This window comes from Niveispirillum lacus, from assembly GCF_002251795.1.
Classification (GTDB): domain Bacteria; phylum Pseudomonadota; class Alphaproteobacteria; order Azospirillales; family Azospirillaceae; genus Niveispirillum; species Niveispirillum lacus.
This window is the reverse complement of sequence record NZ_NOXU01000026.1, coordinates 162,915-177,673: the sequence shown is the minus strand read 5'-3', so window position 1 is coordinate 177,673 and position 14,759 is coordinate 162,915. Positions and strand designations below refer to the sequence as shown.

The window sequence follows — 14,759 nt, the reverse complement described above, 5'->3', positions numbered from 1 at the left end:
GTTACAGACCTTTGGACTTCACCAGCTCGGCCAGATTGACTTCCGACCGGGCGCCGTAATGGGTGATGATCTCCCCGGCGCAGATGGCACCCAGGCGGGCGCAGTCAGATGGGCTGCGTCCCTGTGTATAGCCATAGAGAAAACCTGCTGCGAACAGGTCGCCGGCACCGGTGGTGTCCACCACCTTGGAGACTTTCTCGGCCGGAACCGAGAAGGTCTCCCCACCCACCAGAACGGTTGCCCCGTGCTCGCCCCGCGTCAGGACGGCCACTTCGACATGCTGGCGCGCCTCGGCGGCGGCGCTGTCGAAATCCCCACCGAACAGGGCAACAATCTCGCTCTCATTGGCGAACAGAATATCGACATGGTTCTTTACCAGGTCGCGGAAGCTGTCCAGGTGACGGTTCACGCAGAACGGGTCGGACAGAGACAGGGCCACTTTCTGACCGGCCTCATGGGCCAGGGCCGCTGCCTTCAGGAAGGCCTGCTTGGCAGCCGGCGGGTCCCACAGATACCCTTCCATATAAGTGACCTTGGACGACTTGATCACAACCGGATCGATATCATCGGGCGTCAGGTCCAGACAGGCACCCAGGAAAGTATTCATGGTGCGGTGACCGTCCGGGGTTACCAGAATCAGGCAGGAACCCGTAGGCTTGCCGTCGGTCAGGTCAGGCGTATCGAACACCACGCCGGCCGCGCGGATATCATGGCGATAGACCTTACCCAGTTGATCATGGGCAACCTTGCCCACGAACACGCCCTTGCCGCCCAGCGACGCCAGGGCTGCCATGGTGTTGCCGGCTGACCCGCCCGACATTTCCAGACCCGGACCCATCTTGGCATACAGCGCGTCGGCCTCTTCGGCGCTGATCAGGCGCATGGCGTTCTTCACCAGGCCATTGGCGGTCAGAAAGTCCTCGTCGGCCTTGGCAATCACGTCGACGATCGCGTTACCCAGACCCACCACATCATACAAAGCCGCCACGAATGGCCTCCACAAAACGATCAGAATTGGCGCGGAGTATAGGCAGACCGCGTCTTGCGGCAAGTGCCCATGCATCCCCATATGGGTTAGGCCTGCGCATGGGTCGCGGGTTTGTTGGTACGGCGGTGACAGCCGCCGCGCCGCACATGCGGCGTGAAGCCAAGGGTGCGGATGTGCCCGCCCGGCGTTTGAAGGGGCGGGCGAAAGGGGGAGCAAGGCATGATCCGGGAATTGTCGCGCGCCGTGGGGCAGTTGCCCGACCCCGCCTTTACCCGTGTACTGATCCTGTCAGCACTGGGCACTATTGGGCTTTTTGTGGCCCTGCTGTTCGGGTTCGGCTGGCTGCTGGCCCACACTTCCCTGTTCAGCATCCCCTGGGTGGAGACGGGCATCGACCTACTGGGTGGGGTGGCGGGACTGGCTTTGGCCTGGCTGATGTTTCCCGCCGTCATGGTCGCCGTTTCCTCCACCTTGCTGGATGGCATTGTCGATGCCGTGGAACGCCGCCATTACCCGCATCTGCCGGCGCCGCGCCCTGTCCCTGTGTGGCGCTCCGCGCTGGAGGGATTGAAGTTTCTGGGCCTGATCGTGCTGGCCAATCTGCTGGCCCTGCCCTTCTATTTCGTGCCCGTGGTCAATCTGTTCGTGTGGATCGTGGTGAACGGATATCTGATCGGACGTGAATATTTCGAATTGGTGGCCATCCGCCGGCTTACCCCGATGGGGGTGAAATTCCTGCGCAATGAGCGGCGGATGGGACTTTTTGCGGCGGGCATCATTATCGCCTTTCTTTCGTCGCTGCCACTCGTCAATCTGCTGGTGCCCGTGCTGGCGGCGGCGTTCATGGCGCATCTCGTAGAAGGGATGCGGCGCGAACTTCCGGCCGCTGCGGCCTGAGCCCACCCCACCTTTTTTCGATGCGATATTGGGGGCAAGACGACATGTTCCGACGCCAGAGACCGCCCGTGGCCCCGGCCACGCCCACCCCGCCAGAACCACCGGTGCCATCGGCACCGACGGTTGATGCCGGTGGCAGCACTGCCGGGTTCGCCCCGGTGGAGTCGGCGGTCGCGCCATCCCTCCCTTCCAATGCTGCACCCAGCACCGATACCGGTTCCGAAACCAGCCCGAGGACGACGATGAATACGCCCTTCTCTGCCCCGCCCGGCGGCCCTCTTTCTTCTGCTGCCCCGTCGCTGAAGACGGAGATTCCGCGTCGCGTCGTCGACATCCCCAACAGTCCGCCCAAGCGCGTGGCCCCTACCGGCACAGAGGGCAACAGCCCAGCGACCGCCGAGATGCGCAAGCTGATCGTGGGCCGTGATATCAGCCTGTCGGGTGAGATTGCCGCCTGTGACGTCCTGGTCGTCGAGGGCACCGTAGAGGCCAAGCTGCGCGACGGCCATGTCGTGGAGATTACCGATACCGGCCTGTTCAAGGGATCGGTCGAGATCGACGAGGCGGATATCGGAGGGCGGTTTGAGGGCGACATCACCGTGCGCGGTACGCTGAAGGTCCGCACCACAGGCCGCATCAATGGCAATATCCGCTACGGCACCCTGGAAGTCGAAAATGGCGGACAATTGTCTGGCACCATCCAGGTGTTGGGCGGCACGCCTGTCGCCAGCCCGGCCGCAGCGGAGCCGGCCCCGGTGCCGGTGGTCGACACGACAGCAGACGCAACGGCGGAAACCGCGGCCGGTTGATCCCCGCCATCGGCACCCGACCCGCAGAACCCCGTCGGCACCACCGGCGGGGTTTTTCATGTAGCGGAGACAATCGAACCCCTTGGCGCCAGGCTGGGGCCGGTGTTGGCTGTGGCAAGATCACCACCGCCAGGGGAGGCCGCCGCCATGACCCAGCCCTTCCTGTTCCCACCCGCCGCCGCCTTGGCGGCCATCGGCGACCGCGCAGGCATACAGCGCTTCCACTATGTGATCCGCCACGGCAGCATGAAGGCAGGCCTATACGCCCCAAACGACCGGGACGAACAAGGGCCGCATCAACAAGACGAGCTTTACGTGGTGCTGACCGGTACCGGCCGTTTCGAGAAAGCTGGCAGGGTGGTAGATTTCGGCCCTGGCGACCTGATCTTCGTGGAGGCGGGGGTGGAGCATCATTTCACGGTCTTCAGTGCTGATTTTACCTGCTGGGCCCTTTTCTGGGGCCCGGTTGGTGGGGAGGGGTAAAGCCGGTCACATGCCTGCCTTGCCTGGGGGGCTGATCAAGGGGCTTGCATCCGTCGCCGCTTTTGTCCATAAAGCCGCCCACCGCGATGGTCACCCAGACATCGCGCCACAGTTTCGGGGCCATAGCTCAGCTGGGAGAGCGCTACAATGGCATTGTAGAGGTCAGCGGTTCGATCCCGCTTGGCTCCACCAAAACGAAGGCTCCGCTGGCAACAGCGGGGCCTTTTGTGTTTTCCGGCCTGTTTGCTGCCAATCCTGCTTGCCGCTCCCCTTCCCAAAAGGGAAACTGTGCCGCCGAATTCGGACGGATGGGGGGTCAGTTGGTGCGCAGGCGACATGGACGGCGGCAGGGCTTCGGCTGGGGCCGGGCGTTGAGATATGGGGCGGCGGGGGTGGCGGGACTGGTCCTGGTCGCGGCCGGTGCCTTCACGGTCAATCTGTTTGTGTCAAAGCCCGCGCTGGACGGATCACTCGCCTTGAACGGCCTGACCGCCCCTGTCGCCGTGTCGCGTGACGCCCAGGGCATTCCGACGCTCACAGGCGATTCGCGTCTTGATCTGGCCCGCGCTCTCGGCTTTCTGCATGCGCAGGAGCGCTATTTCCAGATGGACTTGATCCGCCGGTCGGCGGCAGGGGAACTGTCTGGCCTGCTGGGTCCGGTCGGCCCGGTATTGGAGATTGACCGGTCACGGCGCCTTCACCGGTTGCGCCACCGAGCGGAACAGGTAATTGCCGGCCTGCCCGCGGACCAGAAATCCATGCTGGAGGCCTACGCCGATGGCGTGAACCAAGGCCTGGCCGCGATCAATGGGCGCCCGTTTGAGTATGCGCTGTTGCTGGCCACCCCCCAACCCTGGACAACCCAGGATACAATTCTGGCTGCCTATGCCATGTATCTGGATCTGCAGGACGAAGACGCCCTGACCGACCGGATTCGGGGTCAGACTTTGGCCCGGCTTGGGCCTGAAATGACGGATTTCCTGTATCCGCGTGCAACAAGCCTGGATGCGCCCATCGACGGCCTGCCCCTGCCTGAACCGGCCTTACCTTCTGCCTTGCCCGCGCTGGGAAACAAGACTGCGATGATCAACGCCGATCCCGGCCCGACCATCGGCAGCAACGCCTGGGCTGTGGGCGGTGCCCTGACGGCAAACGGAGCGGCCCTGGTAGCCGACGACATGCATCTGGGGATCAGCGTACCCGGGACCTGGTATCGTGCGCGTCTGCTGGTCCGTGGCGGGCCTGACGCCATGGATGCCACCGGCGTCACACTGCCGGGCACACCAGCCCTGGTCGCCGGCAGCAATGGTAAAGTAGCCTGGGGCTACACTAATTCCTACATCGATACCGCCGATGTCATTGTGCTGGAGCCAGCGGAGGGGACGCCCGGTCGTTATCATACACCTGAGGGGCCTAAAGAACTGACACGTGTGCGGGAACGGCTCTGCCCCGCCTGGGTGGCCTGCCAGGACATGGTAGTAGAGGAAAGCATCTGGGGACCGGTGGTCGAAACCCGGGCCGACGGGAGCAAGCTGGCTGTACGCTGGACGGGGCATGAACCAGACGCGATAAATCTGACCGGTCTTCTCGGCCTGGAACGGGCGGAAAGCGTCGATGCGGCAATCGCCATCGCGCATCGGGCCCGTCAGCCGCAGCAAAATCTGGTGGTGGGCGACACTGCCGGGAATGTGGCCTGGACCATCATCGGAGCAGTGCCGGCACGGTTCGGCCATGATGGCAGCATCCCCAGCAGTTGGGCCGACGGTACACGGGGCTGGAACGGCATGCTGCCGCCCGATCAGATCCCAGTGATCCGCAACCCCGACCATCACCGCATATGGACCGCCAATGCCCGTATCGTCGGGGGTGACGCCTATGCCAAACTGGGCGATGGCGGCTATGATATGGGCGGGCGCCAAGCGCAGATCCGTGATGGGCTGTTCTCCCGTGACCGGTTTGGGCCGGCCGAAATGCTGGCTATCCAGTTAGATGACCGTGCCCTGGTACTGGGTTTCTGGCAGGAACAGATGCTGGCCGCCCTGATGGCGCGCCCGGCAGATGCACGGCTGGCAGCCCTGGCCCAACCCGTTCGTGACTGGGGCGCGCGCGCCGCCACCGACAGTGTCGGCTATCGCCTTGTCCGGGCCTTCCGCACAGCCCTGGCGCAAAAACTGTACAGCGGCTATCTGGGCCTGGACGGACCGATGCCACGCAACCGCAGTGCCGCCCAACAGGAAGGACCGCTGCGCCGCCTGATGACCGAACGCCCGCCAGCGCTGGTGCCACCTGGATACAAGGATTGGGATGCGCTGGTCAGTGCGGCGCTGACGGAAGTGGCAGACCAGGTGGATAAAGCCGGTGGCATACAATCCTTCACCTGGGGCGCGCGCAATGTCGCGGAGATACGCCATCCCCTGGCGCGTATTCTGCCACCGGTGGGCTGGCTGACCGATCCCCCCGAACAGGGCTTGCCGGGCGACAGCATGATGCCGCGCGTCCAAGGACCGGGTTTTGGCGCCAGCCAGCGATTCGCCGTCGCACCGGGCCATGAGGCCGAAGCCTATTTCCACATGCCCGGTAGCCAGAGCGGCCATCCGCTGTCGCCTTATTATCTGCAGGGTCACCAGGACTGGGCGGATGGCAAGCCAACCCCCTTCCTGCCCGGCCCCACCCGCTGGACCTTGACCCTGGAACCAGAATAAGGATGGAAAGTACACTTTCCATGTAAAGTACACTTGACACACCCGTCATCCTCCTTCATATGGAAAGCACGCTTTACATATGAAGGAGGACATGATCATGCGTCGTTATGCGATGGAACTGGGGGCCGGCCTGCTTTTCTATGGCGCTATCCTGCCACTGATCTTTTTCGCTCTGCGTAACGGCTGGGTCGGGGAGGAGATGAAGGTCCCGCTCTTGCTGTTGCCCATGGTGCCGATTTTCATGATCGCCTGGGTCATCCTGCGCCAGATCCGCCGCCTGGACGAATTTCAGCGCAAGACCCAGTTGGAAGTGCTGGCTTTTTCATTTGCAGGCACAGCTCTGCTTTCGCTGAGTTACGGCTTCCTGGAAATCGCCGGCCTGCCGAAACTCTCAATGTTTTACGTGTGGCCGGTGATGTCGGCCCTGTGGGTGATCGGCGGTCTGGTCTCGCGGTTCCACTACCGCTGACGGAGGCGATCCTATGAAAAACCGATTGAAGGAACTGCGCGCCGAACGGGGCTGGTCGCAGGGCGATCTGGCCGACAAGCTGTCGGTCTCCCGTCAGACGGTGAACGCGCTGGAGAATGGTCGGTATGACCCCAGCCTGCCGCTGGCCTTTACCATCGCCCGCCTGTTCGTACAGCCGATCGAGGCAATCTTCCAGGATGAGTGAAACCAGCAGCCGGCGGATCGGTCTCCGCCGGCTGCTGGCTTTGCATGAACATCCGGTTTCCAACCGGTCAAGCCGGAAAAACCCATACGGAAGAAAGATGTCTGTCGCGCCGCGCCGGGTTATAGTGGCGTTCATGGGCCTCTGACCGGATGTCGGGGCGGTTACAGGGTCAATAGCGGCGGATGACCAGCATGAATCTTGAGCTTCGCACCTTCTCCATCCGGGACGCCGCCGCCGAGGAAGATGAGCAGCGCGTCGCCAATTTTCTGCGCACCGTCGAAGTGGAACGGATCGACACCGCCTTTGCCGAGGGTGGCTGGCGGGTCCTGGTCCATTATCGGGACCTGCGGCGCCGCGAAGAACAGGCGCAGATCGAGTCCGCCATCCAAGGCGCTCTGAACACATGGCGCGGTGATGTCGCCCGGTTGCAAGGGATCAGTCGCGACGAAGTGCTGAGCAACACATTGTTGGCAGAGGTGGCACGGTTTGCCCCGACAACGGAAATCGAACTCTCGGTCATTGCCTCCAGTCTGGGCGAAAGCACGCACAAGCATGGCGCTGCCATCGTCTCGGTTGTCCGCCAAACCATGGAGGAACTGACCGGCTGATCTTGGTACGGGTTCGGGGGCGGTCAATCCGCCGCGCGTGACAGCAGGCGCCGCGTTTCCGCGGGGTCGTGCGATAAGGGGACCGTGAAGCTGGCGATGGTGCCGCGCCCTGGCGTGCTTTCCAGCTTCAACTCGCCGCCATGACGTAGAACCAGGTCACGCACCAGAGTCAGCCCAAGGCCGGTTCCCGTTTCCCCCTGTGTGCCGGGCCGGCTGGCCTTTGGTCCACCGCGCAGCGCCAAGTCAAGTTGCGCGGGTTCCATGCCCACCCCCTTGTCGGTGACCGCCACCTCTAACCGGTCACCCAAGGCGCGGCTGGTGACGTGAACCACCCCCCCCTGATGGCTGAACTTCACTGCATTCATCAGCAGATTACGAAGCACAGCCAGGATCATGGTGCGATCCGCCAGAACCCAGCGGTCGCCGGCTGCGTCCAAAATGGTGATCTCCTTGCCCTGCGCGGCCGAAGCCACATCGCGGATGGCATCCCCCACCACCTCACGCATGGGGAAGATGGTGGGGGCAAACGGTGTTCCGGACATTTGCACCCGCGACCATTGCAGCAGATTTTCCAGCAATTCAAACACTTTGCGCGCCATTTCATGAACGGACCGGGCAAAGTCAGCCACATCCTCGGGCTTCATCTTTGGCGCATGATCGGCCAGTTCCTGGGTCATACCCATCATGGAATTGAAGGGACCGCGCAGGTCATGGGAGATCAGGGAGAAGAAACGCGTCTTCTCCCGGTTCAGAAAATCCAGTTCATCATGGGCGGCACGCAGGTCACTCAACGCCCGTTCAGCCGCATCACGCGCCTCACGTTCTGCTGCCGCTGCCATATCGCGGACCGCCAGGGCGCGCAGCATCAACCGTCGCGCCACGAACACCACCACCAGCAATGCGGCCAGAAAACCCCCGACGGAAATCAGCATGTCGGTCAGGATCGGCAACAAGGACGCCCCTGCGGGGGCGATGTACACTACACGCCAGGGTGCATGCTTCAGCGGCACTACGACGACATGATTGTCAAAAATGCCATGGCTGACGGTACCGTCCACAAACTTGCCGTCCTTGAACAGCGCCGACACATCATCTGGCACAGGTTGGTCGGGATTGCGGCTGCTTCCGGTGATGACCGCTCCTTTCTCATCCACCAGCAGCAAGACGGAGTCGACACGCGTGACAGCGCCCAGCACTTCCCGGAGGCCGGCTATGGGCATATCAACTGCCAGTGCCCCGGCATAACGGCCCTGTAATGTGAGAGGCAGCGCCAGCACCGCGCTGTCCGGCAGACTGCCTGACGGCCCGCTCAAGGTCCAGATGGGCTTGGCCTCAGGGTTTGCGGCGGGGGCTGCGTTCACAAAGGCTGGTAGTGATCCAACCTGGGGCAGAAGGTGGGCCTGGCTGCTTTCGACCCAAGGATGGACAACCAGCATGCCCGACAAAGAGGCATAGACCAAACCCCGCGCCTCCGGCAGTACCTTTTGGGTTACGGCCATCAGCGGCAACAACTGCACCGCCATGGCCGCTTCCTGTCGCCAACCCGCCGGATCAGGTCGGGAAAGTGCGGGGTCTTGAACGATCGTATTTAGCGGCAGGGCCACGACATTGCCGATCTGGTCCACCAGATAAGGCGGTGGCAGGCGGTCCAGCGAGTAGGCTTGTTGAGGGTCGGCCTGCAGGTTGCTGGCCAGAAACGCTGTGAGCAGGCTGCTGTTCGGCACATCCTCTGGGGACGGAAACTCCGCATAGAAAAACTCCGCACGCTGGCGCAGTGCTTCCAGGTGACCGATGGCCACCCGCATCTGCATGTCCAGCGCGCCGGATCGTGCCCGCACCGATCCTGCCATCGCCGTTTCAAACGCGCGGATCCGTTCACTGGCATGCGACCAGAGCAGCACACACCCCAGGGCAACGCCGGCCAGAAGCGCAAGGACCAGCACGCGGTCCGCATGCGCCGCCTCTGCCAAGACCATCCGCCACCGCTTCAATGCCACGTGCCCCGCCTTTGTCCAGAATGACGCTGGGGCCGCCAAAAACGCTTGCCCCACAAGGGACTTGCGCCCTTAAGCCCCATCGTGGCGACAGTGTTATCATCAAGTGTCGAACCGGGCAACGCGACACCCCGGATGCCCCGGCGCTTTCAGCCTGACGCCTTGTGCTCCAGCGAACCCCGCCGCAGAGCGTAGATTTTTTCAAACGAAAGCGCTTGACACTCGGCCCGCACCTCTCTATCACCGCGCTCCACGAGAGGGGCGCGTAGCTCAGGGGTTAGAGCACTCGCCTGATAAGCGAGAGGTCGGTGGTTCGATTCCACCCGCGCCCACCATCCCTTCTCGTTGTTGTGAAAAGGCCGGCGGTAACGCTGGCCTTTCGCATTTTCCGGATAGGCCGGCCCCGCTATCAGGACCGGGCTTCCTATTGCACCCGCCCATGCCTATCTGCTGCACCGGTTCACCACGTCACCACGGATCGGCTGCCGCCATGGCCCCCTTGCCTGCCCTTTTCATCTCCCACGGCTCGCCGCTTCTGGCGCTGGAGCCGGAGGCCCCGGCACATCGCTTCCTCAAGGACCTTGCCACTCTTGTGGAACGGCCCAAGGCCATCCTGGCCATCTCCGCCCATTGGGAGACGCCGGACCCCGCCCTGTCATTGGCGGAGCGTCCGCAGACCATCCACGATTTCAGGGGCTTCCCCCCGGCCCTGTTCGCCATGCAGTACCCGGCTCCCGGCGCACCTACCCTGGCGCGCCAGGCTGGGGCCCTGCTGGCCCAGGCGGGGCTGGAAGTGACCTTTAGCAGGACACGCGGCCTGGACCATGGCGCCTGGACACCGCTGACGCTGGCCTGGCCGGCAGCCGACATCCCCATCACCCAATTGTCGGTACAGCCACACCGCGACGCCGCCCATCATGCGGCCGTGGGCGCGGCCCTGCGCCCGTTGCGCGACGAAGGGGTGCTGGTGATGGGGTCAGGCAGTTTCAGCCACAATCTGATGGAATTCCGGGGCCAGGACCCGGCAGCGGTGCCCCCTGTTTGGGTGACACGCTTTGCCGACTGGATGCGCCAGGCACTCACTGAAGGCCGCCACGCAGACCTTCTGGCCTGGGAGCGACTGGCACCGGAGGCCAAACGCAATCACCCGACGCCAGAACATCTCTGGCCGCTTTACACTGCGCTCGGTGCCGGTACACCAAACACGCCCGCTCGATTGCTGCACAGCAGCACCGACCGCGCCATCCTGGCCATGGATGCATTTGCGTTTGACTGATCGGCAAACTGGATCGGACGGGCACGAGCAGACTGGGCCGTGCCATAGGGTGTGAAACTCAGCCCCTGGCCAGCACGACCGGCGTAGCGTAGGCGCCGATGGGCAGCACGCTGCTGGCATTGTCACCCAGGCGTTGCAGGGCAGAGCTTAGCCGTGAGTCGTCCGGAGGGACAAAACCTTCCACCTCCACCAGATGCACGGCACCGCCACCACCCGGCAGGTGATGGGTACGCAACTGCAAAGTAGCGAAACCGGCTGCTTCCAGTACATCCTTCAGCCGACCACGGCTGACATCCTGGGTGACTTCCACCGCCAGCAGAGTACGGTCATCGCCCGTGGCTTCCATCGGTACGGCGGCCAGGACCAAAGCGTCTCCACCTTCACGGCCGACCGACTGTCCTTCCACGCGCAGGAAGGGCAGTCGTGCAATGATTCTGGGCGTCTTGGGATCGGGTGACAGGATGAAACGCCACCAAGGGTCGTTGTCATCCTCTTCCGGCCAGGGCACGACCGCGACCGTGGCCGTGCCATCAGACACGGCGCGAAGCGCCGCCATCGGTGTATTCACAGCAAAGGTCGGCGTGGTGGAACCGAAATGGTCGCGGGCATTGTCCCAGAGCGGGCTCTGCGCCTCATTTGGACAGACAACGGCAACGCCCAGCGGCCCCTGGATACGGGTCAAAGCGGCGATCATTTCGCGCCAGATGCGGACAACGGCGTTCACCGGGAAGCTGCCGGTATGGCGCGCCACCAGATTACGCACAATCTCCGCCTCGCGGCCGGGGCGGATGTAGGGGCGGCCTGGCGGCTTGACCTTGGCCACTTCCTCCACCACCTGCGCGCGGCGCATCAGCAGCGTGTGGATTTCCGCATCGATCGTGTCGATCTGACGGCGCAGATCATCCAAGGTGGGTTTGGTGGGCATGCAGGGCCAGGCTCGGGTCCTTTGGGGCGGATAGTATTAGGCGGGATGCACACTCGAAATCAAAGAAAACATTGACACCCGACGCCCCCGTTCATAGCTGTTGTCCCCCAGCCCGGCACGGCCCTTGAAGGGCCCGCCACACCGGGTCGCATGACCGGACGGGACAGCCAACCACCATGACCGTGGCCTACGACACGCCAAGCCAGGACCCCAGCGACCGCGCCATTTCCGGCCCCGCCGGCACCATCCGCCTGGGGACGGCCGAGCCATTGGTGCTGGATAGCGGGGGCAGCCTTTCCGGCTTCCGGCTGGCGTACCGCACCTATGGAACCCTGAATACCGACCGGTCGAATGCAGTGCTGGTCTGCCATGCGCTGACGGGTGATCAGTATGTGGCCGAACAGCATCCGGTGACCGGAAAGCCTGGTTGGTGGGACCTGATGGTGGGGCCAGGCCGGCCGGTTGATACTGACCGCTTTTTCGTTATCTGCTCCAACGTCATCGGCGGCTGCATGGGCAGCGAGGGGCCCAAGGAAACCGACGCCGCGACGGGAACACCCTGGGCGCTGAATTTCCCCGTGATCACCATCGCCGACATGGTGCGGGCCCAGAAAATGCTGATTGATCATCTGGGTATTGACCAGCTTTTCTGCGTGATTGGCGGGTCCATGGGCGGGATGCAGGTCCTGCAATGGGCGGTTAGCTACCCGGAAAAGGTCTATTGTTGTCTGCCCATCGCCACCGCCGCCCGTCACAGCGCCCAGAACATCGCCTTTCATGAGGTCGGACGCCAGGCGATCATGGCCGATCCCGAATGGCGCCTGGGCGACTATCTGAACCAGGGCACGCGCCCGACCAAGGGCCTGTCGGTGGCCCGGATGGCCGCCCATATCACCTACCTGTCTGAACCGGCATTGCACCGGAAGTTCGGCCGTAACCTTCAGGACCGCAAATCCATCACCTTTGGTTTTGATGCGGATTTCCAGGTGGAGAGTTATCTGCGCTATCAGGGGATCAGCTTCGTCGAGCGGTTCGATGCCAATTCCTATCTCTACATCACCCGCGCGATGGATTATTTCGATTTAGCGGCTGACCATGGCGGGGTTCTCGCCAATGCGTTCCGTGTTCCGGGGCCAGACGGGCGCCTGATCGGTACGCCGGTCAAGTTCTGCGTTATCAGTTTTTCCAGCGACTGGCTGTTCCCCACCAGCGAAAGTCGGGCCCTGATCCACGCCCTGAACGCCGTCGCGGCCAATGTCAGCTTTGTCGAAGTCGAGACAGACAAGGGCCATGACGCCTTCCTGCTGGACGTGCCTGAATTCTATCAGGTGGCGCGGGGGTTCATCGAAGGCCACGCCGCGCGGCGTGGCCTTGCCGCCAAAGTGGGGTGACAAAAATGGCTGTGACATCCCTGCTCCCCCCCGTGGGCGCCATCCGCAGTGACCTTGAAAGCATCGTGGACTGGGTCGAACCTGGTGCGCGTGTACTCGATGTCGGCTGTGGTGACGGGGAATTGCTGCACGCGCTGATCCACCGCAAACAAGTGGACGGACGGGGGATTGAACTGTCCATGGACGGGGTGCGTGCGTCGGTTGCGCGGGGACTGGCCGTGATCCAGGGCGATGCCGACACCGACCTGAAGGATTATCCCAGCGGCGGGTTCGATTACGTGGTCCTGTCACAAACCCTGCAGGCCACACGCAACCCACGCACCGTACTGGACCATCTGGTCCGGATTGGACGGCATGCCATCGTGTCAGTGCCGAATTTCGGCTACTGGCGGGTGCGGACTGACCTGCTCTTGCGCGGCCGCATGCCGGTGACCGACCGGTTGGGCCATGAATGGTACGAAACGCCCAACATCCACTTTTGCACCATCGCCGACATGGTGGCCTTGTGTCAGGATATGGGGATCGCCATTGAACGCAGCCTGATACTGGGCGCCGATGACCGTCCCGTGACCGCCCCTGCCGACAGTTTCCGCGCCAATTGGCTTGGCGTGCAATCCGTCTTTTTGCTGCAACGCAGCTAAGGAAATTTCGCGTAGACCATACAGAAGGTTATAAACGTACTTTTACCCTTGTCCCCTACCGCCTTTGGGTGCAGTCTTTTATGACGGTTCGGCGGCAAGTGGGTGATATACAGCCCCCCAGCGCATTCCCCGCCCCCTTGTTGCCGGGCCGGCCCCTTCGACCTGGGCACTGTTTGCTGAAACAGCGGTGCCACAAAGCATAGGAGGCCGATATCATGCTCCAACCCCGACGCGCTCATGCTGAATCCTTTGGTGATTTGGCCCTTAATCTGCGCCGCGCGCGTCAACGCCTGGAGCGGCTGGAATATATTTCCACGGCCCTGATGGGATTGTCGCTGGCCCTACTGGTTGGGGCGGCGATGATGTAACGGGTAGGGCGGTATCTCCGTGCCGCCACGCCCGGGTTGCCCTGTTCCGGAAGTTTTCTGCTAACCTATACGGCCCCCGGCATTGCCTGGGGCCGTTTTTCTGTTTGACGCTGCCAAAGGGGTCGGCCCGTGCGTTACCTGTCCTGGATCATCACCCTGCCGCTGACGGCGCTGGCCATCAGTTTTGCTGTATCAAACCTGACGCCGGTGCAACTGGCCCTGTGGCCCTTGGTCGGTACCGTGGAGGCACCGGCATTTGCGCTGGTATTGGTTACACTGGTCGTCGGGTTCTTTGCCGGCGGTCTGACGGTGTGGATGGGCCAGCATACCCATCGCCGCAATGCCCGTCAGCATCAGGCCCGCGCCGACCGGTTGCAAAAAGAGTTGGATGCGGCCCGTACAGCAATTACGCCACCTTCCTCAACCTAATCCCTGTTGCCATCGGCACAGCAGCCACCCACAATGCGCTGAAACAAGCGTTTGAATGTGGGAAGGAATTCATCATGGCTGGCCCAAGACAACCGGCAATGACGCTGCCGGAATATCAGGCGCGGATCGGGGCTGAATTAGGACGGTCGGACTGGCTGATCGTGGATCAGGGCATGATCGACCGGTTTGCCGATCTGACAGGCGACCATCAGTTTATCCATGTCGATCCTGTCCGCGCTGCTGCCACCCCATTGGGGGGCACCGTGGCCCACGGGTTCCTGACCCTGTCGCTGCTGGGCGCCATGGGCATGGAGATGGTACCGCCCCTCGACAACGTCGCCATGATCTTCAACTACGGATTCGACAAACTGCGTTTCATCACACCGGTCCGCAGCGGCAACCGCATCCGGGGCATCCTAACCCTGTTGGCGGTGGAGACCAGGGGCAAAGGTCAGTACTTGATGCGTTATGGCGTAACGGTGGAGGCCGAGGGGGAGGTTAAACCTGCCCTCGCCGCAGAATGGCTGGTTATGATGATCACCGCCTGAACCCTGCCCCCTCACACATGGAAGTA

The 14,759-nt window shown here is 62.8% G+C and carries 16 protein-coding genes and 2 tRNA genes; 15 read left to right on the top strand and 3 right to left on the bottom strand.

The features are described from left to right. Window position 1: 1 nt before the first annotated feature. On the bottom strand, window positions 2-988 hold the full coding sequence (locus CHU95_RS08775) for an adenosine kinase (protein ID WP_245838066.1): 987 nt from the start codon (window positions 986-988) through the stop codon (window positions 2-4). Window positions 989-1,207: 219 nt separating this feature from the next. On the opposite strand from CHU95_RS08775, the gene CHU95_RS08770 reads away from it, so the two are divergent. The 8 genes from CHU95_RS08770 to CHU95_RS08735 all read left to right on the top strand — a co-directional run bounded on the left by CHU95_RS08770 (window position 1,208) and on the right by CHU95_RS08735 (window position 7,161). Continuing rightward, entirely contained in the window at window positions 1,208-1,885 is a 678-nt protein-coding gene (locus CHU95_RS08770) for an EI24 domain-containing protein (protein ID WP_094455759.1), read from the top strand. Between the two features lie 44 nt (window positions 1,886-1,929). Further along, window positions 1,930-2,694 carry a bactofilin family protein gene (locus CHU95_RS08765; RefSeq protein WP_245838065.1) on the top strand — a complete coding sequence of 255 codons (765 nt, stop codon included), beginning with the start codon at window positions 1,930-1,932 and terminating at the stop codon, window positions 2,692-2,694. Window positions 2,695-2,841: 147 nt separating this feature from the next. Next, entirely contained in the window at window positions 2,842-3,177 is a 336-nt protein-coding gene (locus tag CHU95_RS08760; protein WP_094455755.1) for a cupin domain-containing protein, read from the top strand. A gap of 116 nt (window positions 3,178-3,293) precedes the next feature. Then, a tRNA-Ala gene (locus CHU95_RS08755) sits at window positions 3,294-3,369 on the top strand. Window positions 3,370-3,500: 131 nt separating this feature from the next. Further along, on the top strand, window positions 3,501-5,879 hold the full coding sequence (locus CHU95_RS08750) for a penicillin acylase family protein (RefSeq protein WP_165772097.1): 2,379 nt from the start codon (window positions 3,501-3,503) through the stop codon (window positions 5,877-5,879). Between the two features lie 97 nt (window positions 5,880-5,976). Then, complete coding sequence (locus tag CHU95_RS08745; protein ID WP_133065482.1) at window positions 5,977-6,348, top strand: hypothetical protein; 372 nt, start codon at window positions 5,977-5,979, stop codon at window positions 6,346-6,348. Between the two features lie 13 nt (window positions 6,349-6,361). Beyond that, window positions 6,362-6,553: a helix-turn-helix transcriptional regulator gene (locus tag CHU95_RS08740; RefSeq protein ID WP_094455749.1), complete on the top strand. Its 192-nt coding sequence runs from the start codon at window positions 6,362-6,364 to the stop codon at window positions 6,551-6,553. 191 nt (window positions 6,554-6,744) lie between these two features. Beyond that, window positions 6,745-7,161: an HRDC domain-containing protein gene (locus CHU95_RS08735; protein ID WP_094455747.1), complete on the top strand. Its 417-nt coding sequence runs from the start codon at window positions 6,745-6,747 to the stop codon at window positions 7,159-7,161. Window positions 7,162-7,184: 23 nt separating this feature from the next. Here CHU95_RS08735 and CHU95_RS08730 read toward each other — a convergent pair whose 3' ends face one another. Next, the gene (locus CHU95_RS08730) at window positions 7,185-9,158 is read right to left on the bottom strand and encodes a sensor histidine kinase (RefSeq protein ID WP_133065481.1); all 1,974 of its coding nucleotides are present in this window, start codon (window positions 9,156-9,158) and stop codon (window positions 7,185-7,187) included. 256 nt (window positions 9,159-9,414) lie between these two features. On the opposite strand from CHU95_RS08730, the gene CHU95_RS08725 reads away from it, so the two are divergent. Together CHU95_RS08725 and CHU95_RS08720 are read left to right on the top strand one after the other, a co-directional pair. Continuing rightward, window positions 9,415-9,490: transfer RNA gene (locus tag CHU95_RS08725), tRNA-Ile, on the top strand. A gap of 155 nt (window positions 9,491-9,645) precedes the next feature. Further along, window positions 9,646-10,431, top strand: coding sequence for a dioxygenase family protein (locus CHU95_RS08720; protein ID WP_165772096.1), 786 nt, complete (start codon window positions 9,646-9,648; stop codon window positions 10,429-10,431). Window positions 10,432-10,489: 58 nt separating this feature from the next. On the opposite strand, the gene CHU95_RS08715 is transcribed toward CHU95_RS08720, so the two are convergent. Beyond that, window positions 10,490-11,356, bottom strand: coding sequence for a chorismate mutase (locus tag CHU95_RS08715; protein ID WP_094455741.1), 867 nt, complete (start codon window positions 11,354-11,356; stop codon window positions 10,490-10,492). A gap of 176 nt (window positions 11,357-11,532) precedes the next feature. Between CHU95_RS08715 and metX the strand changes: the two genes are divergently transcribed. The 5 genes from metX (at window position 11,533) to CHU95_RS08695 (ending at window position 14,733) form a co-directional block, all read left to right on the top strand. Further along, window positions 11,533-12,747: a homoserine O-acetyltransferase MetX gene (gene metX, locus CHU95_RS08710; RefSeq protein WP_094455739.1), complete on the top strand. Its 1,215-nt coding sequence runs from the start codon at window positions 11,533-11,535 to the stop codon at window positions 12,745-12,747. 5 nt (window positions 12,748-12,752) lie between these two features. Beyond that, entirely contained in the window at window positions 12,753-13,388 is a 636-nt protein-coding gene (metW, locus tag CHU95_RS08705) for a methionine biosynthesis protein MetW (RefSeq protein ID WP_094455737.1), read from the top strand. 215 nt (window positions 13,389-13,603) lie between these two features. Then, window positions 13,604-13,756, top strand: coding sequence for a hypothetical protein (locus CHU95_RS22400; RefSeq protein WP_165772095.1), 153 nt, complete (start codon window positions 13,604-13,606; stop codon window positions 13,754-13,756). Between the two features lie 129 nt (window positions 13,757-13,885). Beyond that, entirely contained in the window at window positions 13,886-14,185 is a 300-nt protein-coding gene (locus tag CHU95_RS08700) for a LapA family protein (RefSeq protein ID WP_094455735.1), read from the top strand. A gap of 74 nt (window positions 14,186-14,259) precedes the next feature. Continuing rightward, entirely contained in the window at window positions 14,260-14,733 is a 474-nt protein-coding gene (locus tag CHU95_RS08695; protein ID WP_207762428.1) for a MaoC family dehydratase, read from the top strand. Window positions 14,734-14,759: the final 26 nt, after the last annotated feature.

Bases quoted from the DNA above. Each gene is read 5' to 3' on its own strand.
- CHU95_RS08695 (WP_207762428.1), top strand. From the start codon at position 14,260: ATGGCTGGCCCAAGACAACCGGCAATGACGCTGCCGGAATATCAGGCG.
- metX (WP_094455739.1), top strand. From the start codon at position 11,533: ATGACCGTGGCCTACGACACGCCAAGCCAGGACCCCAGCGACCGCGCC.
- CHU95_RS08765 (WP_245838065.1), top strand. From the start codon at position 1,930: ATGTTCCGACGCCAGAGACCGCCCGTGGCCCCGGCCACGCCCACCCCG.
- CHU95_RS08745 (WP_133065482.1), top strand. From the start codon at position 5,977: ATGCGTCGTTATGCGATGGAACTGGGGGCCGGCCTGCTTTTCTATGGC.
- CHU95_RS08735 (WP_094455747.1), top strand. From the start codon at position 6,745: ATGAATCTTGAGCTTCGCACCTTCTCCATCCGGGACGCCGCCGCCGAG.
- CHU95_RS08770 (WP_094455759.1), top strand. From the start codon at position 1,208: ATGATCCGGGAATTGTCGCGCGCCGTGGGGCAGTTGCCCGACCCCGCC.
- CHU95_RS08715 (WP_094455741.1), bottom strand. From the start codon at position 11,356: ATGCCCACCAAACCCACCTTGGATGATCTGCGCCGTCAGATCGACACG.
- CHU95_RS22400 (WP_165772095.1), top strand. From the start codon at position 13,604: ATGCTCCAACCCCGACGCGCTCATGCTGAATCCTTTGGTGATTTGGCC.
- CHU95_RS08720 (WP_165772096.1), top strand. From the start codon at position 9,646: ATGGCCCCCTTGCCTGCCCTTTTCATCTCCCACGGCTCGCCGCTTCTG.
- CHU95_RS08740 (WP_094455749.1), top strand. From the start codon at position 6,362: ATGAAAAACCGATTGAAGGAACTGCGCGCCGAACGGGGCTGGTCGCAG.
- metW (WP_094455737.1), top strand. From the start codon at position 12,753: ATGGCTGTGACATCCCTGCTCCCCCCCGTGGGCGCCATCCGCAGTGAC.
- CHU95_RS08760 (WP_094455755.1), top strand. From the start codon at position 2,842: ATGACCCAGCCCTTCCTGTTCCCACCCGCCGCCGCCTTGGCGGCCATC.